General features: G+C 66.8%; 22 protein-coding genes. 9 read left to right on the top strand and 13 right to left on the bottom strand.

Features of this window, described 5'->3' with window-relative positions:
- Positions 1–9: 9 nt before the first annotated feature.
- Positions 10–537 (bottom strand): ATP-dependent zinc protease, encoded by a 528-nt coding sequence (locus SD196_RS02260; protein WP_275609856.1) that lies wholly within the window; start codon positions 535–537, stop codon positions 10–12.
- 136 nt (positions 538–673) lie between these two features.
- Here SD196_RS02260 and SD196_RS02255 point away from each other — a divergent pair, with 136 nt between their 5' ends.
- A complete protein-coding gene (locus SD196_RS02255; protein WP_343578147.1) occupies positions 674–1,573 on the top strand; it encodes an acyltransferase in 900 nt (299 codons plus the stop codon).
- Between the two features lie 8 nt (positions 1,574–1,581).
- Here the strand turns inward: SD196_RS02255 and SD196_RS02250 are convergent, their stop codons facing one another.
- Positions 1,582–2,136: a DUF2780 domain-containing protein gene (locus tag SD196_RS02250; protein WP_343578146.1), complete on the bottom strand. Its 555-nt coding sequence runs from the start codon at positions 2,134–2,136 to the stop codon at positions 1,582–1,584.
- A 101-nt stretch (positions 2,137–2,237) separates the two neighbouring features.
- Complete coding sequence (locus SD196_RS02245; protein WP_343578145.1) at positions 2,238–2,771, bottom strand: DUF2780 domain-containing protein; 534 nt, start codon at positions 2,769–2,771, stop codon at positions 2,238–2,240.
- A 277-nt stretch (positions 2,772–3,048) separates the two neighbouring features.
- Here SD196_RS02245 and mdtD point away from each other — a divergent pair, with 277 nt between their 5' ends.
- Positions 3,049–4,485 carry a multidrug transporter subunit MdtD gene (mdtD, locus tag SD196_RS02240; RefSeq protein WP_275609852.1) on the top strand — a complete coding sequence of 479 codons (1,437 nt, stop codon included), beginning with the start codon at positions 3,049–3,051 and terminating at the stop codon, positions 4,483–4,485.
- On the opposite strand, the gene SD196_RS02235 is transcribed toward mdtD, so the two are convergent.
- Both SD196_RS02235 and SD196_RS02230 read right to left on the bottom strand, forming a co-directional pair.
- Entirely contained in the window at positions 4,486–5,022 is a 537-nt protein-coding gene (locus SD196_RS02235; RefSeq protein WP_275609851.1) for an ATP-dependent zinc protease, read from the bottom strand.
- A gap of 93 nt (positions 5,023–5,115) precedes the next feature.
- A complete protein-coding gene (locus SD196_RS02230; protein WP_015475193.1) occupies positions 5,116–5,328 on the bottom strand; it encodes a cold-shock protein in 213 nt (70 codons plus the stop codon).
- A 321-nt stretch (positions 5,329–5,649) separates the two neighbouring features.
- On the opposite strand from SD196_RS02230, the gene dbpA reads away from it, so the two are divergent.
- Together dbpA and yccS are read left to right on the top strand one after the other, a co-directional pair.
- Positions 5,650–7,026, top strand: a complete 1,377-nt coding sequence (gene dbpA, locus SD196_RS02225; RefSeq protein WP_343578144.1) for an ATP-dependent RNA helicase DbpA — start codon at positions 5,650–5,652, stop codon at positions 7,024–7,026.
- A gap of 196 nt (positions 7,027–7,222) precedes the next feature.
- Positions 7,223–9,418, top strand: coding sequence for a YccS family putative transporter (gene yccS, locus SD196_RS02220; protein WP_343578143.1), 2,196 nt, complete (start codon positions 7,223–7,225; stop codon positions 9,416–9,418).
- 55 nt (positions 9,419–9,473) lie between these two features.
- On the opposite strand, the gene SD196_RS02215 is transcribed toward yccS, so the two are convergent.
- From SD196_RS02215 to rpmE, 8 genes are all read right to left on the bottom strand, one after another.
- Complete coding sequence (locus tag SD196_RS02215; RefSeq protein WP_343578142.1) at positions 9,474–10,205, bottom strand: substrate-binding periplasmic protein; 732 nt, start codon at positions 10,203–10,205, stop codon at positions 9,474–9,476.
- A gap of 67 nt (positions 10,206–10,272) precedes the next feature.
- A complete protein-coding gene (locus tag SD196_RS02210; RefSeq protein ID WP_275609847.1) occupies positions 10,273–11,088 on the bottom strand; it encodes a phosphatase PAP2 family protein in 816 nt (271 codons plus the stop codon).
- A gap of 51 nt (positions 11,089–11,139) precedes the next feature.
- Complete coding sequence (locus tag SD196_RS02205; RefSeq protein WP_416311015.1) at positions 11,140–11,910, bottom strand: slipin family protein; 771 nt, start codon at positions 11,908–11,910, stop codon at positions 11,140–11,142.
- Positions 11,910–13,253, bottom strand: coding sequence for a nodulation protein NfeD (locus SD196_RS02200; protein WP_343578141.1), 1,344 nt, complete (start codon positions 13,251–13,253; stop codon positions 11,910–11,912). Before SD196_RS02200 ends, SD196_RS02205 begins: the two co-directional genes overlap by 1 nt.
- A 141-nt stretch (positions 13,254–13,394) precedes the next feature.
- Positions 13,395–14,663: a malic enzyme-like NAD(P)-binding protein gene (locus tag SD196_RS02195; protein ID WP_275609844.1), complete on the bottom strand. Its 1,269-nt coding sequence runs from the start codon at positions 14,661–14,663 to the stop codon at positions 13,395–13,397.
- A 103-nt stretch (positions 14,664–14,766) separates the two neighbouring features.
- Positions 14,767–16,176 carry a M48 family metalloprotease gene (locus SD196_RS02190; RefSeq protein ID WP_275611869.1) on the bottom strand — a complete coding sequence of 470 codons (1,410 nt, stop codon included), beginning with the start codon at positions 16,174–16,176 and terminating at the stop codon, positions 14,767–14,769.
- A 38-nt stretch (positions 16,177–16,214) separates the two neighbouring features.
- Positions 16,215–16,982 (bottom strand): thermonuclease family protein, encoded by a 768-nt coding sequence (locus tag SD196_RS02185; RefSeq protein WP_416311014.1) that lies wholly within the window; start codon positions 16,980–16,982, stop codon positions 16,215–16,217.
- 61 nt (positions 16,983–17,043) lie between these two features.
- A complete protein-coding gene (rpmE, locus tag SD196_RS02180; RefSeq protein WP_090264577.1) occupies positions 17,044–17,259 on the bottom strand; it encodes a 50S ribosomal protein L31 in 216 nt (71 codons plus the stop codon).
- A 210-nt stretch (positions 17,260–17,469) separates the two neighbouring features.
- Here rpmE and SD196_RS02175 point away from each other — a divergent pair, with 210 nt between their 5' ends.
- From SD196_RS02175 to hslU, 5 genes are all read left to right on the top strand, one after another.
- Positions 17,470–19,689, top strand: coding sequence for a primosomal protein N' (locus SD196_RS02175; RefSeq protein ID WP_275609842.1), 2,220 nt, complete (start codon positions 17,470–17,472; stop codon positions 19,687–19,689).
- 212 nt (positions 19,690–19,901) lie between these two features.
- Complete coding sequence (gene argS, locus SD196_RS02170; RefSeq protein WP_343578140.1) at positions 19,902–21,641, top strand: arginine--tRNA ligase; 1,740 nt, start codon at positions 19,902–19,904, stop codon at positions 21,639–21,641.
- Positions 21,642–21,647: 6 nt separating this feature from the next.
- On the top strand, positions 21,648–22,478 hold the full coding sequence (locus tag SD196_RS02165; RefSeq protein ID WP_331315728.1) for an SPOR domain-containing protein: 831 nt from the start codon (positions 21,648–21,650) through the stop codon (positions 22,476–22,478).
- A gap of 144 nt (positions 22,479–22,622) precedes the next feature.
- Positions 22,623–23,159 (top strand): ATP-dependent protease subunit HslV, encoded by a 537-nt coding sequence (hslV, locus tag SD196_RS02160; RefSeq protein WP_275609839.1) that lies wholly within the window; start codon positions 22,623–22,625, stop codon positions 23,157–23,159.
- A 29-nt stretch (positions 23,160–23,188) separates the two neighbouring features.
- Positions 23,189–24,529, top strand: coding sequence for an ATP-dependent protease ATPase subunit HslU (gene hslU / locus SD196_RS02155; protein WP_331315725.1), 1,341 nt, complete (start codon positions 23,189–23,191; stop codon positions 24,527–24,529).
- The last annotated feature ends 55 nt before the right edge of the window (positions 24,530–24,584 follow it).

Here is a 24,584-nt window from a genome sequence, read left to right as displayed (position 1 = left end):
ATCGCGGCCTCAGCCGCCGGAGCAGTTCGGCTTGCCGGCGCTGAAGCGTTCGCCGGGGTCAACCGCGACGTGGAATTTGCGCAGGCCCTTGGTGCCCATCAGGAAGGGGTAGTTGAAGTGGCTGCGGTCGGTAAGGTTGACCTCGATGGTGCGCTGGTCGCCGCCCAGGCATACCGGCAACTCGATCACCGGGCGCTGGCTGAGGCCGGGATTGCTGTCTTCCTCCTCGTCCTCGGCGGCGCCTTCGGCGCGGTTCTTGATCTTGGAAATGCGCAGCAGTTTGTGCTCGTACACCGAGTCGCCGCCGTCCTTGGTGGCCAGCTTGAAGCGCACCCAGTCCTCGCCGTCGCGCTGGAAGATCTGGATGTCCTTGGCCGACAGCGACGAGGTGTAGGCGCCGGTGTCCATCTTCGCCTGCAGCGTCTGGTCGAGTTCGGGCAGGCTGACCCATTCGTAGCGACCATAGAGCTTGGGTTCAGCGGCCAGCACCAGGCTGGGGAGGGCGAGCAGGGAAAGCAGTGCGAGGGCGCGTTTCACGCGGAGTCTCCGGGGTGAGGCATGTGCGCATAGGACTAGCACGACGGCCCTTGGTTCGCCATAGCATCCCGCTTGGGCCACGGGAATTGTCTGCGTATCATGGCCGCGCCATCGTCGCACAAGGAATCGGATCTCCATGCGGGCACTCTCCAAGCACACACTGGCCGGCCTCATCGCCAGCCTCCTGTTGCTGTTCAACACCCTGGTCCTGATCGGCCCGATGCTGCTGATCGCCCTGCTCAAGCTGGTGGTCCCCGGCCAGGCAGCCAAGGACGCCTGCTCGCGCGGGGTGATGTGGATCGCCGAGACCTGGGCCGAGATCGACAAGGCCATCTTCGCGCTGATGACCCCGACCGTCTGGGACATCCGCGGCGGCGACGACCTGCGCCGCGACACCTCCTATCTGGTGATCAGCAACCACCAGTCCTGGGTCGACATCCCGGCGCTGGTGCAGGCGTTCAACCGCAAGACGCCCTACTTCAAGTTCTTCCTGAAGAAGGAACTGATCTGGGTACCCTTCCTCGGCCTGGCCTTCTGGGCGCTCGACTACCCCTTCATGAAGCGCTACAGCAAGGCCTTCCTGGAGAAGCACCCGGAGCTCAAGGGCAAGGACCTGGAGATCACCAGGGCCGCCTGCGAGAAGTTCAAGCGCATGCCGGTGACCGTGGTGAACTACCTCGAAGGCACCCGCTTCACCCCGGCCAAGCAGGCCCAGCAGCAGTCGCCCTACAGGCACCTGCTACGGCCCAAGGCGGGGGGCGTGGCCTTCGTGCTAGCGGCCCTCGGCGAGCAGCTCGATACCCTGCTGGACGTCACCCTGGTCTACCCCAAGGGCCCGCGGCCGGGCTTCTGGGACCTGCTGTGCGGGCGCGTGCCACGGGTGATCGTGGATATCCAGGCGCGCGAGATCGACCCTGCGCTGTGGCAGGGCGATTACGAGAACGATCCGGAATTCCGCCAGTACGTGCAGGCCTGGGTATCACGCCTGTGGGAAGAGAAGGACGCACGCATCGAGGCGCTGCGCGAGGAATTCTGAAGCGGGGCTCATGCCCCGCGTCCGTTGACCGCAGGAGCCTTCAGCGCTGGCGATGCGGGCATGCCCCAGAGGCCGCCGAGCGTGCCGAGCAACTGGCTGCTCAGGCCCTGTTCGGTGAAGTAGTCGAGGATCACTCCGGCGAAGCGGCCGATCATCGACTGGTCCATGCCCAGCACGCCGAAGATCTGGTCGACGTCCTGCAGGTTGTTGATCCCGCCGAGCAGTGCCGCAGCACCGCCCAGTCCACCCAGCATTCCCCCCAGGTCGCCCATGGAGCCGCTGCCGGCGAGTTGCTGTGCGTTCGGCATGGCCTTCTGCAGCTGGGTGCTGTCGGTTTCCTTCAAGGTATTCAACGCCAGCCCCAGCAAAGCGCCGGTGCCGCCGATGGCCTGCTGTTCGGTAACGCCCAGTTGATGGGTCAGGTTGGCCAGCAGGGCGTTGGCCGTCTGCGCGGGCGCTTCAGCCGCGGGCGCCGGGTCGGCGGTCTCGGTGAAGGTGGCGGCGAACACGGGGGATACGGCCAGCCAGGCGGCGGCCAGGACAGCGGCGGATTTGGCGAACATCGACGGCTCCGGAGAGGATGCCCGGCCCCGAACAGGGACCGGGTCGTCGATATGACAAAGCGGGCCGCCGGCGGTTCCGCGCCGTCCGGCGGCCCGTTAACTCAGGCGCCTGCGCCCCACAGCCCGCTCAGGCTGCTCAGCACCTGGCTGTTCACACCCTGCTTGCCGAAGTAGTCCAGCAGCACGCCGGCGAACTTGCCGGTCATGCTCTGGTCCATGCCCAGCGCACCGAAGGCCTTGTTCACATCGCCCAGGCTGCTGACGTTGCCCAGCATGCCGCTGGACGCCGTACCGCCGAGCTGGCCGCCCAGACCGCTCAGCGCACTGGCGCCGGACAGCTTGTCGAGGCCGGGAACGGCCTTGAGCAGCTGCGAGTAGTCGCCGCCGCTGAGCTTGTTCTTGGCCAGCCCCAGCAACGCCCCGGTGCCGCCTACGGCTTGTTCGTCGCTGACCCCGAGCTGGCCGGTCAGGGCGCCGAGCAGGCCGCTGGTCTGCGGCGTGGTGGCGACCTGGGCGGCGCTCCCGCCGGTGGCACCGGACACCGCCTTGGCGGCGTCGCCGAGGTTGAAGGCAAATGCGGAAGATGCCGCCAGCACAGTGGCCAGGGCGAGGGTGATTCGGGGTTTGACGGACATCGCTGTCTCCTCTGGGAATTCCGGCAAGCGACCGGACGCCATATCGACCGGCCGGGGGTGACATCGTTCCGCCATGCCAGGCGTTTGCGGCGAAACCCGGCACGCCATCGCAAGCGCGGAAAAAAGTGACCGGTAAAGGTCTAGCACAGCGGTTCCGGAGTGGGGAAGCTGATCCACTGGAGCGCGTTGCGAACCGCCGGCGGCGATCCGCACGTGGATTTCCCCAGTCGCGCCAAGATTCCCTAAGCTAGAGCCATTCCTGACCGATGGATCGACCATGAGCGAACCCTTCACCCTGACGCCCCGCGTGGCCCGCCTGCTGCCCTGGCTGGTGGCCATCGCCTTCTTCATGCAGGCCCTGGACGGCACCATCCTCAACACCGCACTGCCGAGCATGGCCCGTTCGCTCAACGAAGACCCGCTGCGCATGCAGGGCGTGGTAATCGCCTACCTGCTCACGGTAGCGTTGCTGATCCCCTCCTCCGGGTGGATTTCCGACCGCTTCGGCACGCGCCGGGTATTCCTCTTCGCGATCTTCCTGTTCAGCCTCGGCTCGCTGCTCTGCGCGCTCTCACCGACCCTCGGCACCCTGGTCGGCGCGCGGGTGGTACAGGGTATCGGCGGGGCGCTGATGATGCCGGTGGGGCGCCTGGTGATCCTGCGGGTCTACCCGCGCAGCGAACTGGTGCGGATTCTCAGCTTCGTCACCATCCCCGGCCTGCTCGGCCCGCTGGCCGGCCCGACCATGGGCGGCTGGCTGGTGGAATACGCCAGCTGGCACTGGATCTTCCTGATCAACCTGCCGGTGGGGCTGGTCGGCTTCCTCGTCGCCCTGCGCCTGATGCCGGACCTGCGCGGCGTGCGCGCCACGCGCTTCGACAGCGTCGGCTTCCTGCTCTTCGGCGGCGCCATGGTGCTGATCACCATCGCCCTGGAGGGCCTGGGCGAGCTGCACATGCCCCACGTGCGCGTGGTCCTGCTGCTGGTGGGAGGGCTGGTACTGCTGGCGGCCTACTGGCTGCGCGCGCTGAAGATCGAAGCGCCGCTGTTCCCGCCGGCGCTGTTCCAGACCCGCACCTTCGCCGTGGGCGTGCTGGGCAACCTGTTTGCGCGCCTGGGCAGCGGTTCCCTGCCCTTCCTCACGCCGCTGCTGTTGCAAGTGGGGCTGGGCTATTCGCCGGCCAAGGCGGGCATGACCATGATCCCGATGGCGCTGGCGGCCATGGTCATCAAGTCACTGGCCAAGCCGCTGCTGGAGCTGTTCGGCTACCGCAGGCTGCTGGTGGGCAACACGCTGCTGCTGGGGGCGATGATCGCCAGCCTCGGGCTGGTGGACCAGGACGTTTCCTACCCGCTGCTGCTGGTTCAGCTGGCGGTGCTGGGCGGGATCAACTCATTGCAGTTCACCGCGATGAACACCCTGACCCTGATCGACCTGCGCGACGACAACGCCAGCGCCGGCAACAGCCTGCTTTCGGTGGTGATGCAGCTGTCCATCGGCCTGGGCGTGGCCTGTGCGGCGGCGCTGCTGGGGGGCTTCAATGGCGATCTGGAAAGCGCCCAGGGCGACGTGCTGTCGGCCTTCCACGCGACCTATCTGAGCGTCGGACTGATGTCGATGCTGGCGGCGGCGATCTTCTTCCAGCTCAACTCAGAGGACGGCCGCACCACGCCGCGCCGGGTCGACCCGGAAAACGACGTCAACGAGCACTGATCAGGGCTTGCAGCTGGGCGCCAGAGTCTGGGTCTTGGACGAGTCCACCGTGCCCATGTGCTCCAGGCTGCGGCGGCCGAGCAGTACCGGGAATTCCTGGGCCTGGCGGTCGCGCAGGGAGAACTGCTCACGGTAGACCTTGTTGCCCAGGCATACGTCCATCAGCACCACCGGGCTGCGCTCGACGCCATTGGCGGAGTGGAACTTCAGGACGCGCTCGATCTTGCGCTCGAAGGGCAGGCGCAGCTCCTTGCCGGTCGCGGGGTCGGTGACCATCACGTCGTACTGCACCCAGCGCTCGTTGTTCTTCTTGATCCGGGTGATGTTGCGCGCGTCCATCGTGGACGTCTGCGCCCCGGTATCCAGCCGGGCCTTGAGCGCGGTTTCCTCGGGCATCAGCTTGATCGTCTCGGTCCAGCCCCAGGTGCTGGGCTGGGCCGGCTGGACGGGCTGAGCCGGCTCGTCGGCCGCAATGGCGCAGGTGCCGGTAAAGGCAAACAGACCAAGGACCAGCAGGCGGAGGACAGGCGACGACATGGATGGAGACTCCGGAAGGGATAACGGCAGCTTTAGGCAATAAAAAACCCCGGATGTTTCCACCCGGGGTTCTTTGGCTGACGCCAGGGGATCTTAGTTGATCACCTGAACGCGCTCGGCCTGCATGCCTTTCTGGCCCTGCACGACTTCGAAGCTGACCTTCTGGCCTTCGGCCAGGGTCTTGAAGCCGTTACCTTCGATAGCGCGGAAGTGAACGAATACGTCCGGGCCGCTTTCCGGGGTAATGAAGCCGTAGCCTTTGGTCTCGTTGAACCACTTGACGGTGCCGTTCTGACGATTCGACATGGTGTTCTCCTTGGAACGAATTGGAAATTAGCCACGCAAGTGGCCAGGAACTGAGTTGCAAGGAGTTACAAGGAGTCGAGCAGGACGGGGTGGAATAACCGACCGCATCAGGTCACGATCGACGGCGACCCATGCAAACACAGTTCAGGCACTCTACGACAAAAATCTGCGGAAAGCGAATCTGTATAAAAAACCATATGTGCCCGGTCGCGCGTTTTCTGACGAGTGGCCGCAAAGCCTTGCACCGCCGGTATCCCGGCCCGCTGGAAGGCGCCCTCCTGCTACACTGCGCGGCCATATGGATTCACCCGGGCCTCTTTCGTGACCACCTCCGCATTCTCCAGCCTTTCCCTGTCGGCCGACCTGCTGGCCAACCTCGATTCCCTCGGCTACCGCGAGATGACCCCGATCCAGGCCGCCGCCTTGCCTGCGATCCTCAAGGGCCGCGACCTCATCGCCCAGGCCAAGACCGGCAGCGGCAAGACCGCCGCCTTCGGCATCGGCCTGCTCAGTCCGCTGAATCCGCGCTACTTCGGCTGCCAGGCGCTGGTGCTGTGCCCGACCCGAGAACTGGCCGACCAGGTGGCCAAGGAAATCCGCCGCCTGGCCCGCGCCGCCGACAACATCAAGGTGCTGACTCTCTGCGGCGGCGTGCCCTTCGGCCCGCAGATCGGCTCGCTGGAACACGGCGCCCATGTGGTGGTCGGCACTCCGGGCCGGGTGCAGGAGCACCTGCGCCGCGAGACCCTGAAACTCGACGGCCTGAACACCCTGGTGCTGGACGAAGCCGACCGCATGCTCGACATGGGCTTCTACGACAGCATCGCCGACATCATCGGCCAGCTGCCGACGCGCCGTCAGACCCTGCTGTTCTCCGCCACCTACCCCGAAGGCATCGGGCAACTGGCGGCCAAGTTCCTGAAGAATCCCGAGCGCGTGGAAGTGGAAGCGCTGCACGACGACAGCCAGATCGAACAGCACTTCTACGAGATCGATCCTAAGCAGCGTCTCGATGCCGTCGTACGCCTGCTTCAGCATTTCCGTCCGCAGTCCTGCGTGGCCTTTTGTCATACCCGTCAGCAGTGCATGGAAGTGGTGGAGCAGCTCAACGCCCGCAAGATTTCCGCCCTGGCCCTGCACGGCGACCTGGAGCAGCGCGAGCGCGACCAGGTGCTGACCATGTTCGCCAACCGCAGCTGCAGCGTGCTGGTGGCCACCGACGTAGCCGCCCGCGGGCTGGACATCGCCGCGCTGGAAGCGGTGATCAACGTCGAACTGTCGCGCGATGCGCAGGTCCACGTGCACCGCATCGGCCGTAGCGGCCGCGCCGGCGAGAAGGGCCTGGCGCTGTCGCTGGTCACCCCCGCGGAGGCCAGCCGCGCCCAGGCCATCGAGGACCTGCAGGGCGCGCCGCTGAACTGGGAGCGCATCGACTTCCTCAAGGCCAACGACGCCCCGCTGCTGCCGCCGATGACCACCCTGGCCATCGCCGGCGGGCGCAAGGACAAGCTGCGCCCTGGCGACATCCTCGGCGCGCTGACCGGCGACGCGGGCCTGAAAGGTACCCAGGTCGGCAAGATCGCCATCTTCGACTTCCAGGCCTTCGTCGCCGTGGAGCGCGACGTCGCCAGGCAGGCGCTGAAGCACTTCAACGAAGGCAAGATCAAGGGCCGTTCGTTCAAGGCGCGGATTCTCTGAGTGGCTCTTCTGTAGGAGCGAGCTTGCTCGCGAACCGCACGGCATCGGTATCGCCGGCAAACACCGTTCGCGAGCAAGCTCGCTCCTACGAAAAGCCCCTCTGCGCAGCCAAGACAGTTGCGTGTCGCGCTCGCGATAGCAGCGCGGCAGACGTTCCGCTAGTCTGAGCGCAGACACCCGGAAGTCCCCCACGCGCATGTTCTCCTCCCCACTGCTCCAGTCCCTGCGGCGCCTCTGGGCGCTGGACAAGTTCGCCTACAGCCTGCGGGTGTTCGTCGCCCTCAGCGGGGTCATGCTCGTGTGCTGGCTGCAGGGCCGGCCGGAGCTGGTGATCCCGTTGTTCCTCGGGGTCATCGCCAGCGCCCTGGCGGAAACCGACGATCACTGGCTGGGCCGCCTGCAGGCGCTGCTGGTGACCCTGGCGTGCTTCAGCATCGCCTCGCTGGCGGTGGAGCTGCTGTTCCCCTACCCATTCATTTTCGTCGCCGGCCTTGCGCTCTCGACCTTCGCCATGACCTTGCTCGGCGCCCTGGGCGAACGCTACGCAGCCATCGCCTCGGCCACGCTGATCCTGTCGATCTACACCATGATCGGGGTCGACCAGCGCGGCGGCACGCCCAGCGACTTCTGGCGCGAGCCGGCGCTGCTGGTGATCGGCGCCGGCTGGTACGGCCTGCTGTCGGTGCTGTGGAACGCGCTGTTCGCCAACCAGCCGGTGCAGCAGAGCCTGGCCCGGCTGTTCCTCGAACTGGGCCAGTACCTGAAGATCAAGTCGACCCTGCTGGAGCCGCTGCGCCAGCTCGACGTCGAGGCCCAGCGCCTGGCCCTGGCGCGGCAGAATGGCCGCGTGGTGGTGGCGCTCAACCAGGCCAAGGAAACCATTCTCGCGCGCCTCTCCCACGGCCGGCCGAGCCCGAAGATCAGCCGTTACCTGAAGCTCTACTTCATCGCCCAGGACGTCCACGAGCGCGCCAGCTCCTCGCACTATCCGTACAACCAGCTGGCAGAAGCCTTCTTCCACAGCGACGTGCTGTTCCGCTGCCAGCGCCTGCTCAACCAGCAGGGCAAGGCCTGCAGGGCGCTGGCGAAAGCCATCCAGCTGCGCCAGCCGTTCGACTACAACGACAGCGAACTGGCCCTGGCCGACCTCAACGCCTCGCTGGAGTACCTGCGCCAGCAGGGCAACCCGGCCTGGCGCGGACTGCTGCGCTCGCTCGGCGCACTGGCTGCCAACCTCACCACGCTGGACCGCAAGCTCAGTGGCGCAAGCAACCCCGACGCACTGGACGACGAGCAGGACAGCACCCTACTGGACCGCTCACCACGCTCGTTCAAGGATGCGCTGGAGCGCATCCGCCTGCAGGTCTCGCCGACCTCGCTGCTGTTCCGCCACGCCTTGCGCCTGTCATTGGCGCTGGCCGCCGGCTACGGCGTGCTGCACCTGATCCACCCGACCCAGGGCTACTGGATCATGCTGACCACCGTGTTCGTCTGCCAGCCGAACTACGGCGCCACGCGCATCCGCCTGGTGCAGCGAATTTTCGGCACGCTGATCGGCCTGGTGGCCGGCTGGGCGCTGATCGACCTGTTCCCCAACCCGCTGATCCAGTCGCTGCTGGCGGTGATTGCCGGGGTTGCCTTCTTTGCCACGCGAAGCACCCGCTACACCCTGGCCACGGCGGCGATCACGCTGCTGGTGCTGTTCTGCTTCAACCAGGTGGGCGACGGCTACGGGCTGATCCTGCCGCGCCTGTTCGATACCCTGCTCGGCGCGCTGATCGCCGGCGCGGCGGTGCTCCTGGTCCTGCCCGACTGGCACGGCCGCAGCCTGCACCGCCTGGTCGGCGGCACCCTGGCCTGCAACAGCCGTTACCTGCGCGAGATCATGCAGCAGTACGCCAACGGCAAGCGCGACGACCTCGCCTATCGCACCGCCCGACGCAACGCGCACAACGCCGACGCCACGCTTTCCACCACGCTGTCGAACATGCTGCTGGAGCCTGGCCACTTCCGGAAGGACGCCGAGATCGGCTTCCGCTTCCTGGTGCTCTCCCACACACTGCTCAGCTACCTTTCCGCCCTCGGCGCGCACCGCGACCGCCTGCCGCCGGCGCCGAGCGACACCCTGATCGGCGAAGCCGCCGAACGCCTCACCGCCAGCCTCGACGACATCGCCACGCGCCTCAGCGAGCGGCGCCCGGTGGCGATCTACAGCGACGAGGAAGATGCGCTGGCCAAGCGCCTGGAGGAGCTGCCCGAGGAGGAGGACGACGCGCATCGCCTGGTGCAGACCCAGCTGGCGCTGATCTGCCGGCAGCTCACGCCCCTGCGCACCCTGGCGGCACATCTGCTGAAGAAGGATATTGGCGCGGAGCAGGCCGAGGCGGCCTGAGCACGCGTCCTTCCCTGTAGGAGCGAGCTTGCTCGCGAACGGATTCGCGGCTGACCTACAACCCATGCTCCCGCATCAGCGCGTCATAACTGCCGTCGGCGCGCATCGCACGAATGGCCTCGTTGAACGCCGCCACGATCTGCGCATGCTTGGGATTGTGCAGGCTGACCAGGATATGCAGCCCCTTCTCCGCCAGCGGCACCGGCAGGAACTCCAGCTGGTCCCGGATCGCCAGCAGCTCTCCAGCGAACTGGTGGCGGGCAGTGACCTCGTCCTCCAGCGTCAGGTCCACCCGCCCGGCCTGCAACATCAGCGCGGCGTTGGCGAAGCTGAGCACCGGCACCCGCTGCAACTGCGCGTCGCGGTCGAACTCGGGGGAATAGCTGTAGCCCCGCACCACGGCAATCCGGTACGGATGAAGGTCGGCGAGGTGCGCGAAGGTAATGGGCGAGCCACGGCGCTTGAGCAGGCGCACGCGGTTGGTCAGGTAGGCCTCTGAGTATTCGCCGAAGGTCTCGCGGTCGGCGCTGTACCAGGCGTCCACCACCAGGTCGTACTCGCCGCCACGCACGCCGTGCAGCACGCGCGGCCAGGGCACCTCGACGTATTCGCTGGCGTAGCCGGCGCGCTGCAAGGCCGCGCGCACCAGGTGCACCGCCACGCCGCCACCCGGCAGGCGGACGTCGGCGTAGGGTGGCCAGCGATCCGCTGCCATACGCAGCACTTCATCGGCACGCGGCGCGACACTGATCAGACATAACAGCAACAACAGCAGGCGCCGCGGCATCGATGCACTCATTCAGGGAAAGAATCAGGCAAGACTAGCCGCAGCCCCCGCCGCTACGCCAACCCGATCAGAACAGCATCGCCGCGCGCAGGCTCATGCCACCGCCGGTCTCGGGGACCACTGTCAGGTTGTAGCGGTCGCGCTCGGGCCCTTCGAGGAACAGGTTGTAGGTGAAGTTGGCGAAGAAGTTGCCCACCGCCATGCCCACCAGCACGTCCGTGGGGTAGTGCTTGTCGCCCTCGACCCGCGCCAGCGCGGTCAGCCCATCGAGCGTGTAGAGCCCGGCCTTGGCGGTGTAGCGCAGGGTCGGGTCCATGTCGATGTAGTCCAGGTTGCGTCGGGTGAAGCTGGTGTGCACGGCGGTGACGGCAGTGTGCTTGGACGGGAAGGAGTCGTCGGGAACGCCATCGGGACGCTCGCGCCCGGACCACTCCTTGGCCTCCTCGACGAATCCGGTCACGGCGTAGCGATCCGCCGCCAGCAGGGCCAGGTTGCGCCCGCGCCAGCTCCATTTCTCCTCGGTGTCCGCCTCTTTCGGCGCAGCGACCAGGGCAGTGGCCACGCTCAACCCGGTGGCAAGATTGAGCATGCGGTCGGCGGCCTGGTTGGCATCGCCACCGAAGAACCAGTCGTGATCGCTCGCCGAGCGTTGCCATTTGTGGTCCCAGTTACCGGCGGCGATCACCGCCGCGCCGGCCACCGGCGCCCAGACATCCGGGCTGACCGCCGCGCGCTGGGCGGAATCGCCCACTCGCGACCAGCTCATCTGAGGTGCGCCTGCGCAACCGAGCAGGCCAGTGGTAACGGCCAGCGTCAGGGCCGTCAGCAAGGTAGGTTTCATCATTTCCCCCAGGGCGCCCACTTCGTCCTGGAATGGACGCATCAATGCATGAGCCTGGAACTATAGACGCTGACTATCCGAAGGAATTTGCCTTCAGTCAGGCTTGGTAGACTTGCCGCCGGGCTCCAGCAGGCCCTTGAGCAACTCGATGGGCATGGGGAAGACGATGGTGGAGTTCTTGTCGCCGGCGATCGAGCCCAGCGTCTGCATGTAGCGCAACTGCATGGCCCCGGACTGGCGGCTGAGCATCTCGGCGGCCTGCATCAGCTTCTCGGACGCCTGCAACTCGCCCTCGGCATGGATGACCTTGGCCCGCCGCTCCCGCTCCGCCTCGGCCTGGCGCGCAATGGCGCGGATCATCGACTCGTTGAGGTCGACGTGCTTGATCTCGACGTTGGCGACCTTGATGCCCCAGGCGTCGGTCTGCGCATCGAGGACCTTCTGGATGTCCATGTTGAGCCGCTCGCGCTCGGCCAGCATCTCGTCCAGCTCGTGCTTGCCCAGCACCGCGCGCAGGGTGGTCTGCGCCAGCTGGCTGGTGGCGGCGAGGAAGTTCTCCACCTGGATGATCGCCTTCTGCGGGTCGAGCACGCGGAAGTACACCACCGCGTTGACCTTCACCGAGACGTTGTCGCGGGAGATCACGTCCTGCGGCGGCACGTCGAGCACCACCGTGCGCAGGTCGACCCGGACCATCTGCTGCACCACCGGTATCACCAGCACCAGCCCCGGTCCCTTCACCTTCCAGAAGCGGCCGAGCTGGAACACCACCCCACGCTCGTATTCACGCAGGATTCGCAGCGCGCTGAGCACCAGGAACAGCAGCAGGATCAGCGCCACCAAGAGCCCGAAGGGAAAACCCATCACACACCTCCTGAATCGTCGTTGGCCGCCACTTCCAGGCTCAGGCCGTTACGCGCCATCACCCGCACCCGCTGGCCACTGTGCAGCGGCCGGTTGGCGTGGACCTGCCATTGCTCGCCCTGCAGCACTACCCAGCCGGCGCAAGGATCGTCATCGGCCACCCACTGGATGGTCGCCAGGCTCCCCACCAGGCCCGCCGGACCGCTGACCACGGCGCGGCGGCGCGCCTTGAGCGCAACACTGAGGACACCGGCGATGAACAGCGCGCTGACAGTCGCCAACGCCACCACCAGCCCCAGGGGAATGCCGAAGCCGGGAGCTTCGGTGTCGACCAGGATCAACGCGCCGACCACGAACGCGGCAATGCCGCCCAGCCCGAGGGCGCCGAAGCTGGGCATGAAGGCTTCGCCGACCATGAAGGCCAGGCCAAGCAGGATCAGCGCCGCCCCGGCATAGCTCACCGGCAACATCTGCAGCGCATACAGCCCCAGCAGCAGGCAGATCGCCCCCAGCACGCCGGGCAGCGTCATGCCGGGATTGGCGAACTCGAAGATCAGCCCATAGATGCCGATCATCATCAGGATCAGCGCCACGCTGGGATCGGTGATCACCGCCAGCAGCCTGGTCCGCCAGTCCGCCTCACGCTGCACCAGCGCCGCGCCAGCCACATGCAGGCGCAGGTCGTGACCTTCGACGCTGACGCTGCGGCCGTCGATCATGGTCAGCAGCATCGGAATGTCCGGCGCCACCACATCCACCACCTTCTCCTTCAGCGCCTCGTCGGCCGCCAGGCTGACCGCCTCGCGCACCGCGCGCTCGGCCCACTCCGCGTTGCGTCCGCGCAGTTGCGCCAGGCCACGGATATAGGCCGAGGCATCGTTGATCTGCTTGCGTTCGAGGGTGCTGCGGTTGTCGTCGGGCTTGGCGGCGCCCTTGTCCTGCGAGCGTTCAGGGTCGGGCATGCCGATCGCTATCGGCGTCGCGGCACCCAGGTTGGTACCCGGCGCCATCGCCGCGATGTGGCAGGCGTAGAGGATGTAGGTCCCGGCACTGGCCGCTCGTGCGCCGCCGGGGGCGACATAGCCGGCCACCGGCACCGGGCTGACCAGGATCGCCTTGACGATGCTGCGCATCGCACTGTCCAGCCCGCCGGGGGTATCCATGCGCAGCACCACCAGCGCCGCGCCCTCGTCGGCGGCACGACTGATGCCGCGCACCACGTAGTCGGCGGTCGCCGGCCCGATGGCGCCGTCCACATCCAGCACCACCGCCGTGGGAGCCGCCAGCGTCCCGCCCGCGCCAAGCAGCAGGAAACAGGCGAGTCGACGGAGCAGCCTCAACATGGCGCCTCCCGGCCGCAGCCGGCGGGCGCCGCAGCGAGTGAATGGACGACGCCCTTCCCTAAAGCATAGCCCTCCGGGCCCGGCCTCCCGCCAGAAACGAAAAACCCCGCCGAAGCGGGGTTTCTCGTGAGCCGTTGCGAATCAGCCGTTGAAGACGTCTTCGACGGACTTCAGCGGGTAGTGCTTCGGATACGGCAGGGTCGCCACGCCGGTCTCGATGGCGGCCTTGGCCACGGCGTCGGAAACAACGGTGATCAGGCGCTTGTCCATCGGCTTCGGAATGATGTACTCGCGGCCGAACTCCAGGGCGCTCACGCCGTAGGCGTCGCACACGTCCTTGGGTACCGGCTGCTTGGCCAGGTCACGCAGGGCCAGGGCGGCGGCGATCTTCATCTCTTCGTTGATGCGGGTGGCGCGTACGTCCAGGGCACCGCGGAAGATGAAGGGGAAGCCCAGCACGTTGTTCACCTGGTTCGGGTAGTCCGAACGGCCGGTGGCCATGATCACGTCATTGCGGGTGGCGTGGGCCAGTTCCGGCTTGATTTCCGGGTCCGGGTTGGAGCAGGCGAAGACGATCGGGTTGGGTGCCATGCGGCTGAGGTCTTCAGCGCTCAGCAGGTTGGCGCCGGACAGGCCGACGAACACGTCGGCGCCATCCAGGGCGTCGGACAGAGTGCGCTTGTCGGTCTCGGTGGCGAACACGGCCTTGTACTGGTTCAGGTCGTTACGGCCAGCGTGGATCACGCCCTGGCGGTCGATCATGTAGATGTTCTCGACCTTGGCGCCCATGCTCACCAGCAGCTTCATGCAGGAGATGGCGGCAGCGCCGGCGCCCAGGCAGACGATCTTCGCGGACTCCAGCTTCTTGCCGGCGATTTCCAGGGCGTTGAGCATGCCGGCGGCGGTCACGATGGCGGTGCCGTGCTGGTCATCGTGGAACACCGGGATGTCGCACTGTTCGATCAGCGCGCGCTCGATCTCGAAGCACTCGGGTGCCTTGATGTCTTCCAGGTTGATGCCACCAAAGGTGATGGAGATGCGCTTGACGGTATCGATGAAGGCCTGCGGGCTTTCGGCGTCGACTTCGATGTCGAACACGTCGACACCGGCGAAGCGCTTGAACAGCACGCCTTTGCCTTCCATGACCGGCTTGGAGGCCAGCGGGCCGAGGTTGCCCAGGCCGAGGATGGCGGTGCCGTCGGAAATGACCGCGACCAGGTTGCCCTTGCCGGTGTACTTGAAGGCCAGTTCCGGATCACGCGCGATTTCGCGCACCGGCTCGGCAACACCCGGGCTGTACGCCAGCGACAGGTCGCGGGCGGTGGCGGTCGGCTTGGTCAGCTCGACACTCAGTTTACCGGGGCGGGGTTGGGCGTGATATTCGAGGGCAGCGGTCTTGAGATCAGACATTTGGGCACTTCCGCTTTTGTTACTTGTTGGACAGACGGGGGTCCGAGCATACGCAGAAAGCCCGCACCTGCCAAGGTAGCCCAAGCCCCTGCTGTCAAGACCTCTAGCGTACGACCTTCAGCCAATCTCCAGATTTTGGCTGGCCGATTGGATACAAGTCATTCAATAAGCGTATACGATTTATCGAGTCAGTTTCCAGACCCGGCCCCGCTTTCGCAAACTCCTCGACAGTCTGCCCGGATTTGACCTGAACGACGGCGATCCGGCGCGGTTGCGCCAGTTTCTTCTCGTCCGCGCGCAGCGGCCGGAAGCTGCGGATCACCTGCAGGAACTGGTCATCCACGCTCTCCAGGGAGGCGCGGCCTTTGACCGCACCCACGAACAGGTAGGCGCGGTCCTTCTGGTAGATCACCGCGACACGGCGCGCCGGCGAGCCGGGCACCACGCCGGTGGCGACGTCCAGGCCGGCCTGCTGGAAACTCTCCTCCCCCGCCAGGCGGCCGCCCGCGCCCTTGCGCAGGAACTCCGCCGGCGTCAACTGGCCATCGCGCTGCACCAGCTTCATGCCGATGTAGGCCTGCTGGTCGGCGGTGAAGCCCACCAGGGCGGTCGGCTGGTTGAGGATGCCCCAGCCCGCCGGGTAGGTCAGGGTGAAGTCCAGCTCGGAGTGGTAGAAGCTCTGCCCGCGGCGCACGCCACTGGAGGCGGAGTCGCCGAAGGGCATGCCATCGATGGCCTTCAGATAGCGTTCGGCGCCAACTTCGTGCTGGCTGTTGCCGGCCAGGGCCTGGGCCGGACCGACCACCTGTTTCAGGCGCTGATCGTTGTCCGGGTGGGTGTCGAACAGGCCGTGGTAGCCCACCGGCTGGGTGGCCTGGCCCTTGCGCCTGGCCTCGTCGCGGGCGAAGTCTTCCTGGTTCTTCAGTACCCGCACCACCTGGATCATCGCGGTGGGGTCGTAGCCGGCGCGGGCCAGGTACTTGGCGCCCAGGCCGTCGGCTTCCAGCTCCATGTCGCGGCCGTAGCCGCGCACAAAGGCGGTGCCCAGCACGTTGGTGAGGTCGGCGGCAGCACCAACCCCGGTGCCGATGGCCACGGCCTGTCCGAGAATGTTCCAGGCGCTGGACTGGCTCTGCTGGCGCACGCTGTGGCGGGCGGTGACGTGGCCGACTTCGTGGCCGAGCACCGCGGCCAGCTCCGCTTCCGAGCCCAGGTAGGCCATCAGGCCGCGATGGATGTAGACATAACCGCCGGGCAGGGCGAAGGCGTTGATGTCCGGGGTATCGATGACGGTGAAGTGGTATTGCAGGTTGGGCCGGTCGCCGGCGCGGGCGACCCGTTCGCCGACCTGCTGCACATAGGCCTGCAGCTTCTCGTCCTCGTAGCGCGGGTACTGCTTGAGGATTTCCTGGCTGTACTTCTGCCCCAGGCCGAGCTCCTCCTGCTCGCTCATCATCACGAAGTCGGTCTTGCCGGTGGCCGGGTTGACCGCGCAGCCCGCCACGACGCTCATCAGCGCCAGCAGGGCAAGGATTCCGAACGAGCGCACGCTCATGGCAATACCTCCATCATCGCCGGGTCGGTCAAAGGCAGCATCCAGCGTGCCTGTCCTGGTTTGATTGCACCGCGCTCGGACCGGTCGATCACCCAGCCGCGCGCTTCCACCTGTCGACCGCGCAGGTCACGCAGGGTTGCACTGTCGAAGCTCTTCAGCAGCCGTGGATCGATGCGCAGCACCAGCGGGCCATCGAGATCGATCCACAGGCCACCGCCGTTACGTTGCACCTGTTCGACGCGACCGCGAACCACGGCAAAGCCGCTGTCGTGAAGTTGCTGCGCGGTCTGCACCGGCGTGCGCTTCCACAACCCCAGCCCGGCGCTGCGCGCCTCGCGCTCGGCGCGCTGCTGGCAGGCGGTGAGGTCGGTGTTGGGCGCAATAGCTACAAGGTAGCCCAGGCCTTCGGCGAGCAGGCGGGATTCGAGGTTGTCGCCGCGGGAATCATAGGCGTGGGCCAGGGCGCGGCCGTACTTGTCCTTACCCTGGCGGCCGGCAACCAGGCCAACCTCGCCATTGTTGGCCGCCACCAGTTCCTGCAAGCGGCGCTGCGCGGCGACGGCGAAGGGCTCTTCCGGACGACCACGATGGGCCAGCTCCGGGGCGTTCACGCCGATCAGGCGCACGCTGCGGCCATCGGCGAGCTTCAGGGTGTCGCCATCCACCACCCGCGCCACGCGCACCGTTTCGGGCGACTCAGGCTTCGGGCATGCAGCGGCAGCCGCATCCGCCGCAAAGCAGACGGCCATAAAAAAGGCGCCCACGAGGGACGCCTTTTTCGAGATACCGTGAAAAACCATCGAGGGCCTTTCCCGGAAATCGATCTTACTTCTTGCCACCGAACATGGCGAAACGCTGGTTGAAGCGATCGATACGGCCGCCGGTGTCGACGACTTTCTGCTTACCGGTGTAGAACGGGTGGCACTCGGAGCAGACGTCCAGGTGGATGCTCTTGCACAGGGTCGAACGGGTCTTGATCACGTTGCCGCAGCTGCAGGTAGCTTCGATTTCTTCGTAAGCGGGATGGATTTCCGGTTTCATGATGTCTTCTCTCTGGTTGGTGTGCCGCCACCCAGTCTCTGTCAGAAGCCGAGCCACGGTCATCGAGGACCGCAGGCGGGATCTTTACCGGGCACCGCACAAATTAAGGGCGTGGATCATACCAGAGCTGTTTTTCCACGCAAGTCAAGCCTCGACCGATGGTCACCGGGTGCTAAGATCGCCGCTCCCCGCCGCTCCGGAATCCGCCGCGTGCCCTCACCCTCGATTCTACGCCTCGCCCTGCCCTCGCCGCTGCGCCGCCTGTTCGACTACCTGCCCCCGCGCGGCGTCGATGTGTCGCGCCTGCAGCCTGGCGTGCGGCTGCGCGTACCGTTCGGTCGCCGCGAGATGGTCGGCGTGCTGGTGGACAAGGTGGAAACTTCCGACGTCCCGTCGGACAAGCTGCGCCCCGCCCTGGCCGTGCTCGACCGCGAGCCGCCAATGCCGGCGCACCTGCTGGAGCTGTGCCGCTGGACCGCGCAGTACTACCAGCACAGCCTGGGCGACACCCTTTCCTGGGCGCTGCCCAACCTGCTGCGCCAGGGCGACCCCGCCGAGGCACGCCAGCAGCGCTTCTGGCATGCCGAACCCGGCGCCCGCGAGGATGACCCGCGCCTCGCCCGCGCGCCGCGCCAGCGCGAGACGCTGAAGGTTCTCAAGCAGCACCCCCACGGCGTCGCCCACGAACTGCTCAGCCAGTTGCAGATCAACAAGGACAGCCTCGACCTGTTGCAGGAAAAGGGGCTGGTCTCGCTGGAGGTGCGCGTCCACAGCGTGCCGCCGCACCACGGCCCGTGGCTCGCGCAAGCCGAGCTGCCGCTCAATGCCGAGCAGCGCGCCGCCTTCGAATCCGTGCGCGCCGGCTTCGGCGGCTTCCACAGCTTCCTGCTCGCTGGTGTCACCGGCAGCGGCAAGACCGAGGTCTACCTGCAGCTGATCCGCGAAACCCTGGAGGCCGGCAAGCAGGCGCTGGTGCTGATCCCCGAGATCAACCTCGGCCCGCAGACCCTCTCGCGCTTCGAGCGCCGCTTCAACGCACGCATCGCCCTGCTGCATTCGGCGCTGACCGATCGCGAGCGCCTCGACGCCTGGCTCGCCGCCCGCGACGGCGAGGCGGACATCATCATCGGCACCCGCTCGGCGCTGTTCACCCCGCTGAAGAATCCGGGGCTGATCATCATCGACGAGGAACACGACGCTTCCTATAAGCAGCAGGAAGGCCTGCGCTACCACGCCCGCGACCTGGCCATGGTGCGCGCGCGGCTGGAGAACGTGCCGATCCTGCTGGGCTCGGCCACGCCCGCCCTGGAAAGCCTGCACAACGCCCAGAGCGGCCGCTACGGCCTGCTGCGCCTGACCCAGCGGGCCGGCGGCGCGCACCAGCCAAAGTTCCAGCGTCTGGACGTGAAGAGCCTGCCGCTGGATTCGGGCATTTCCATGCCGCTGCAGCGTTCGATCAAGGAAACCCTGGCCGCCGGCCAACAGGTGCTGGTCTACCTGAACCGCCGCGGCTTCGCCCCGACCCTGCTGTGCCACGACTGTGGTTGGATCAGCCAGTGCCCGCGCTGCGATGCACGGATGACCGTGCACCAGGGCAGCGGCGAACTGCGCTGTCACCACTGCGACCACCGCGAGCGGCCACCGCGTAACTGCCCCAAATGCGGCACCGTGGACCTGCGCCCGGTGGGCGCCGGCACCGAGCGCGCCGAGGAGCGCCTGCGCATCCTCTTCCCCGACTATCCCGTGCTGCGCATCGACCGCGACAGCACTTCGCGCAAGCACGCCATGCGCGACCTGTTCGCCACTATCAATAAAGGCGAGCCGTGCATCCTGGTGGGCACCCAGATGCTCGCCAAGGGGCACCACTTCCCGCGCGTCACCCTGGTGGCGATCCTCGATGCCGACGGCGGGCTGTTCTCCGCCGACTTCCGCGCCAGCGAACGCATGGCCCAGCAGATCGTCCAGGTCGCCGGCCGCGCCGGGCGCGCCGAGGAACCGGGCCGCGTGCTGATCCAGACCCACCTGGCCGACCACCCGCTGCTGGTGCAGCTCACCGAACAGGGCTACTTCGCCTTCGCCGACCAGGCCCTGGCCGAACGCCGCGCCGCCGGCCTGCCGCCCTTCGCGCACCTGGCGCTGCTGCGCGCCGAGGCGCACAAGCCGGGGCAGGCCGAGGGTTTCCTCGATGAGGCCTGCGCCGAAGCGGAGCGCTTGCAGGCCACGCTGGGCAGCGACGTGGAGCTTCTCGGCCCGGTGCCGGCGCCCATGGAACGCCGCGCCGGCCGCTACCGCGCCCAACTGCTGCTGATGAGCTCCGCCCGCGCGCCGCTGCACCGACTGCTCACACCCTGGCTGCAGACGCTCGAAGGCATGCCCAGTGGGCGCCAGGTGCGCTGGTCTCTGGACGTCGACCCGATCGACCTTTTCTGACGACTCGCCCGGACGATCTCTTCCCAAGAAACCACCCGGCCTTGCGCATCCGTCCTACATTGACTTCCATCAGCCGCGACGGACGGCACAGCGGCGAGACTGAGCAAGGAGTGCGCCGCGGTTGGCAAGCCATGCCCAGCCACGGATAATGCGCGGTTCTGAGCCCGATAACCGGTCGCGCGCGCCGGATGCACGCGAGCACGGAGAAAACCATGAAAGACACGATTCGCCACCTGATCCAGCAAGCCCTTGTCAGCCTCACCGAAGACGGCACCCTGCCGGCCGGCCTGACGCCCGACATCCAGGTGGAGAACACCAAGGACCGAACCCACGGGGACTTCGCCAGCAACATCGCCATGATGCTGGCCAAGCCGGCCGGCATGAAGCCGCGCGACCTCGCCACCAAGCTGGTCGAGGCGCTGCCGCAGAGCCCGGAAGTGGCCAAGGTCGAGATCGCCGGCCCCGGTTTCCTGAACTTCTTCCAGGACCAGGCCTGGCTCGCCGCCAGCCTCGACAAGGCCCTGGCCGATGACCACATCGGCGTGCGCAAGGCCGGTGCCGCGCAGCGCGTGGTGGTCGACCTGTCCTCGCCGAACCTGGCGAAGGAAATGCACGTTGGCCACCTGCGCTCGACCATCATCGGCGACGCCGTCAGCCGCGTGCTGGAATTCCTCGGCGACACCGTGATCCGCCAGAACCACGTGGGCGACTGGGGCACCCAGTTCGGCATGCTGCTGGCCTACCTGGAGGAACAACCGGTGGACGCCCAGGCCGAACTGCACGACCTGGAAGTCTTCTACCGCGCCGCCAAGAAGCGCTTCGACGAGTCCCCCGAGTTCGCCGACCGCGCCCGTGAGCTGGTGGTGAAGCTGCAGGCCAACGATCCCAAGTGCATCGCCCTGTGGACCCGCTTCAACGACATCTCCCTGTCCCACTGCCAGAAGGTCTACGACCTGCTGGGCGTGAAGCTGACCATGGCCGACGTGAAGGGCGAGAGCGCCTACAACGACGACCTGGCCAACGTGGTCGCCGACCTCACCGCCAAGGGCCTGCTGGTCGAGAGCGACGGCGCCCTGTGCGTGTTCCTCGACGAGTTCAAGAATGCCGAAGGCGAGCCGCTGCCGGTGATCGTGCAGAAGGCCGGCGGCGGTTACCTCTACGCCACCACCGACCTCGCCGCCATGCGCTACCGCCACAAGGTGCTGCACGCCGACCGCGTGCTGTACTTCGTCGACCAGCGCCAGGCCCTGCACTTCCAGCAGGTGTTCGAAGTGGCTCGCCGCGCCGGATTCGTCCCCGCCAGCATGGAGCTGGAGCACATGGGCTTCGGCACCATGAACGGCGCCGACGGCAAGCCGTTCAAGACCCGCGACGGCGGCACCGTGAAGCTGATCGACCTGCTGATCGAGGCCGAGGAGCGCGCCTACACCCTGGTGAAGGGCAAGAATCCCGACTTCAGCGAGCAGGACCTGCGCCAGATCGCCCATGCCGTCGGCATCGGCGCGGTGAAGTACGCCGACCTGTCCAAGCACCGCACCAGCGACTACAGCTTCAACTTCGACCTGATGCTGAGCTTCGAAGGCAACACCGCGCCGTACCTGCTGTATGCGTACACCCGCGTGGCGAGCATCTTCCGCAAGCTGGGCAAGGGCTATGACGAAGTGGGCGGCAAGATCGTCCTCGAGCAACCCCAGGAAATCGCCCTGGCCGCGCAGCTGGCGCAGTTCACTGACCTGCTCAACAACGTGGCGATCAAGGGTGTGCCGCACATCCTCTGCGCCTACCTGTACGAGCTGGCCGGCCTGTTCTCCAGCTTCTACGAACACTGCCCGATCCTCACCGCCGAAGACCCGGCGCAACAGGAAAGCCGCCTGCGCCTTGCCGCGCTGACCGGCCGTACCCTCAAGCAGGGCCTGGAGCTGCTGGGCCTGGAAACCCTGGAGCGCATGTAAGCACCCATGGCGAAGAAGAAACCCGCTCCCAAGCGCGGCGCCAGCCGCTACCAGGCCCCGGCCAAGAAGAGTTCGGTCCCCGGCTGGGTCTGGCTGGTCGCCGGCCTGGCCATCGGCGGCTTCATCATGTTCCTGATGAAACTGGAGCCGGGTCGCAACGACGTCAAACGCGAGAAGCCCGAGGCGCCCAAGGCCGTCGTGGGCTCCAACAAGCCGTCGGGCACCGTGCAGCAGCAACAGTCCGGCGCGCCGACCGGGGTGAAGCCCAAGTACGACTTCTACACCCTGCTGCCAGGCTCGGAAGTTGCGGTACCGCCGGAGGCCGTACCGCCGCCGGCCAAGCCTGCGCAACCGCCGCAACCGCCGACCGTGGTCGCCACCAAGGAAGAAGCCGAGAAGATCGACACCCAGCGCGCCCTGGCCGCCCTGAGCGGACAGAATCCGCCGCCGCCCGCGGTGGTCAAGCCCGCCGCTACTCCGGCAACCCCGGCTACCGCTGCCGCCACCACCCCGACGGCTACGGCACAGAAGCAGGCGCAGCCCCCGGCAACCCCGACCGCACCGGCCAAGCCCACGCCGCCGCCGGCCGTGGCCGCCACCCAGTACTACCTGCAGGCCGGCTCGTTCCGTAAGCAGTCCGACGCCGACCACCTGCGCGCACAGATCATCATGATGGGCCAGAACGCCCGCGTGGAATCCGGCACCGTGCGCGACGAAACCTGGTACCGGGTGATGGTCGGCCCCTATGGCGACCGCACCAAGGCCTCGGCCGCGCAGAAGCAACTGGCCGGCAACGGCTTCAGCAATCTACTGTTACAGCAGCGCCAGACCCGCTGATCCCCAGGAAGAATCGAGCCCTGCGCCGACAGGCGGTGTGCGAAAAGCGCGTTCACCGCTCGGCGCAGGACTTGAACCCCGCCTTTGTAGTCCCCATCTGACTCTGCATTCGGGCACATCGCCCCGCAGTGTGGAGTAAGACCCTTGACCACCATCGTATCTGTCCGCCGTAACGGCAAAGTCGTCATGGGCGGCGACGGCCAGGTTTCCCTGGGCAACACCGTGATGAAAGGCAACGCGAAGAAAGTCCGCCGCCTGTACCACGGTGAAGTGCTGGCCGGCTTCGCCGGCGCCACCGCCGATGCCTTCACCCTCTTCGAACGTTTCGAGCAGCAACTGGAAAAACACCAGGGCCACCTGGTGCGCGCCGCCGTCGAACTGGCCAAGGACTGGCGCACCGACCGTTCCCTGAGCCGACTGGAAGCCATGCTCGCCGTGGCCAACAAGGACGCTTCCCTGATCATCACCGGCAACGGCGACGTGGTCGAACCCGAGCATGGCCTGATCGCCATGGGCTCCGGTGGCGGCTTCGCCCAGGCAGCGGCCATGGCCCTGCTGCAGAAGGCCAGCGACGACATGAGCGCCCGCGAGATCGCCGAGACCGCCCTGAACATCGCCGGCTCCATCTGCGTGTTCACCAACCAGAACCTGACCATCGAGGAGCTCGACAGCGCCATCTGAGGCGTTGTCGTTCCGGAGTAACGCATCAAATGTCCATGACTCCCCGTGAGATCGTCCACGAACTCAACCGTCACATCATCGGCCAGGAAGACGCCAAGCGCGCCGTGGCCATCGCCCTGCGCAACCGCTGGCGGCGCATGCAGCTGCCCGCCGAGCTGCGCGCCGAGGTGACGCCGAAGAACATCCTGATGATCGGCCCGACCGGCGTCGGCAAGACCGAGATCGCCCGTCGCCTGGCCAAGCTGGCCAACGCCCCCTTCATCAAGGTCGAAGCGACCAAGTTCACCGAGGTCGGCTACGTCGGCCGTGACGTCGAGTCGATCATCCGCGACCTCGCCGATGCCGCGATCAAGATGCTCCGCGAGCAGGAAGTGCAGAAGGTGAAGTACCGCGCCGAAGACGCCGCCGAAGAGCGCATCCTCGACGCCCTGCTGCCGCCGGCGCGCACCGGGGGCTTCGGCGACGAGCCGCCGCGCGAGGACTCCAACACCCGCCAGCTGTTCCGCAAGCGCCTGCGCGAAGGCCAGCTGGACGACAAGGAAATCGACGTCGAAGTGGCCGACATTCCCTCGGGCGTGGAAATCATGGCCCCGCCCGGCATGGAAGAAATGACCAACCAGCTGCAGAACCTCTTCTCCAACATGGGCAAGGGCAAGCGCAAGACCCGCAAGCTGAAGGTCGCCGAGGCCATGAAGCTGATCCGCGACGAGGAAGCCCAGCGCCTGGTCAATGAAGAAGACCTCAAGGCCCGCGCCCTGGAAGCGGTGGAGCAGAACGGCATCGTCTTCATCGACGAGATCGACAAGATCGCCAAGCGCGCCAACACCGGCGGCGCCGACGTCTCCCGCGAGGGCGTGCAGCGCGACCTGCTGCCGCTGATCGAAGGCTGCACCGTGAACACCAAGCTGGGCATGGTGAAGACCGACCACATCCTGTTCATCGCCTCGGGCGCGTTCCACCTGTCCAAGCCCAGCGACCTGGTGCCGGAACTGCAGGGCCGCCTGCCGATCCGCGTCGAGCTCAAAGCCCTGACCCCGAGCGACTTCGAGCGCATCCTCAAGGAGCCGCACGCCTCGCTGACCGAGCAGTACACCGCACTGCTCAACACCGAGGGCCTGGGCATCGAGTTCGCCGCCGACGGCATCAAGCGCCTGGCGGAGATCGCCTACCAGGTCAACGAGAAGACCGAGAACATCGGTGCCCGTCGCCTGCACACCCTGCTCGAACGCCTGCTGGAAGAGGTTTCCTTCGATGCCGCGGACCTGGCCAGCGAGCACAGCGACAAGCCGATCGTGATCGACGCGGCCTACGTCAACGGCCACCTGGGCGAACTGGCCCAGGACGAAGACCTGTCCCGCTACATCCTGTAAGCGATCCGCATCGCTGCGACGGGGCGTCTCTGGGCGCCCCGCTCGTTTGCGCCGG

Source organism: Pseudomonas macauensis (assembly GCF_047902425.1).
In the GTDB taxonomy this organism is placed as follows: domain Bacteria; phylum Pseudomonadota; class Gammaproteobacteria; order Pseudomonadales; family Pseudomonadaceae; genus Pseudomonas.
The sequence above is the reverse complement of the archived record's forward strand: the minus strand, read 5'-3'. Positions and strand labels throughout refer to the sequence as shown.

Coding starts and splice junctions, on each gene's coding strand:
- argS (WP_343578140.1), top strand. CDS start 19,902: ATGAAAGACACGATTCGCCACCTGATCCAGCAAGCCCTTGTCAGCCTC.
- mdtD (WP_275609852.1), top strand. CDS start 3,049: ATGAGCGAACCCTTCACCCTGACGCCCCGCGTGGCCCGCCTGCTGCCC.
- SD196_RS02245 (WP_343578145.1), bottom strand. CDS start 2,771: ATGTCCGTCAAACCCCGAATCACCCTCGCCCTGGCCACTGTGCTGGCG.
- SD196_RS02195 (WP_275609844.1), bottom strand. CDS start 14,663: ATGTCTGATCTCAAGACCGCTGCCCTCGAATATCACGCCCAACCCCGC.
- SD196_RS02250 (WP_343578146.1), bottom strand. CDS start 2,136: ATGTTCGCCAAATCCGCCGCTGTCCTGGCCGCCGCCTGGCTGGCCGTA.
- SD196_RS02230 (WP_015475193.1), bottom strand. CDS start 5,328: ATGTCGAATCGTCAGAACGGCACCGTCAAGTGGTTCAACGAGACCAAA.
- SD196_RS02200 (WP_343578141.1), bottom strand. CDS start 13,253: ATGTTGAGGCTGCTCCGTCGACTCGCCTGTTTCCTGCTGCTTGGCGCG.
- rpmE (WP_090264577.1), bottom strand. CDS start 17,259: ATGAAACCGGAAATCCATCCCGCTTACGAAGAAATCGAAGCTACCTGC.
- SD196_RS02215 (WP_343578142.1), bottom strand. CDS start 10,205: ATGCCGCGGCGCCTGCTGTTGTTGCTGTTATGTCTGATCAGTGTCGCG.
- SD196_RS02190 (WP_275611869.1), bottom strand. CDS start 16,176: ATGAGCGTCGTGGCGGGCTGCGCGGTCAACCCGGCCACCGGCAAGACC.
- SD196_RS02205 (WP_416311015.1), bottom strand. CDS start 11,910: ATGGGTTTTCCCTTCGGGCTCTTGGTGGCGCTGATCCTGCTGCTGTTC.
- hslU (WP_331315725.1), top strand. CDS start 23,189: ATGTCCATGACTCCCCGTGAGATCGTCCACGAACTCAACCGTCACATC.
- yccS (WP_343578143.1), top strand. CDS start 7,223: ATGTTCTCCTCCCCACTGCTCCAGTCCCTGCGGCGCCTCTGGGCGCTG.
- SD196_RS02235 (WP_275609851.1), bottom strand. CDS start 5,022: ATGTCGTCGCCTGTCCTCCGCCTGCTGGTCCTTGGTCTGTTTGCCTTT.
- SD196_RS02255 (WP_343578147.1), top strand. CDS start 674: ATGCGGGCACTCTCCAAGCACACACTGGCCGGCCTCATCGCCAGCCTC.
- SD196_RS02165 (WP_331315728.1), top strand. CDS start 21,648: ATGGCGAAGAAGAAACCCGCTCCCAAGCGCGGCGCCAGCCGCTACCAG.
- SD196_RS02210 (WP_275609847.1), bottom strand. CDS start 11,088: ATGCGTCCATTCCAGGACGAAGTGGGCGCCCTGGGGGAAATGATGAAA.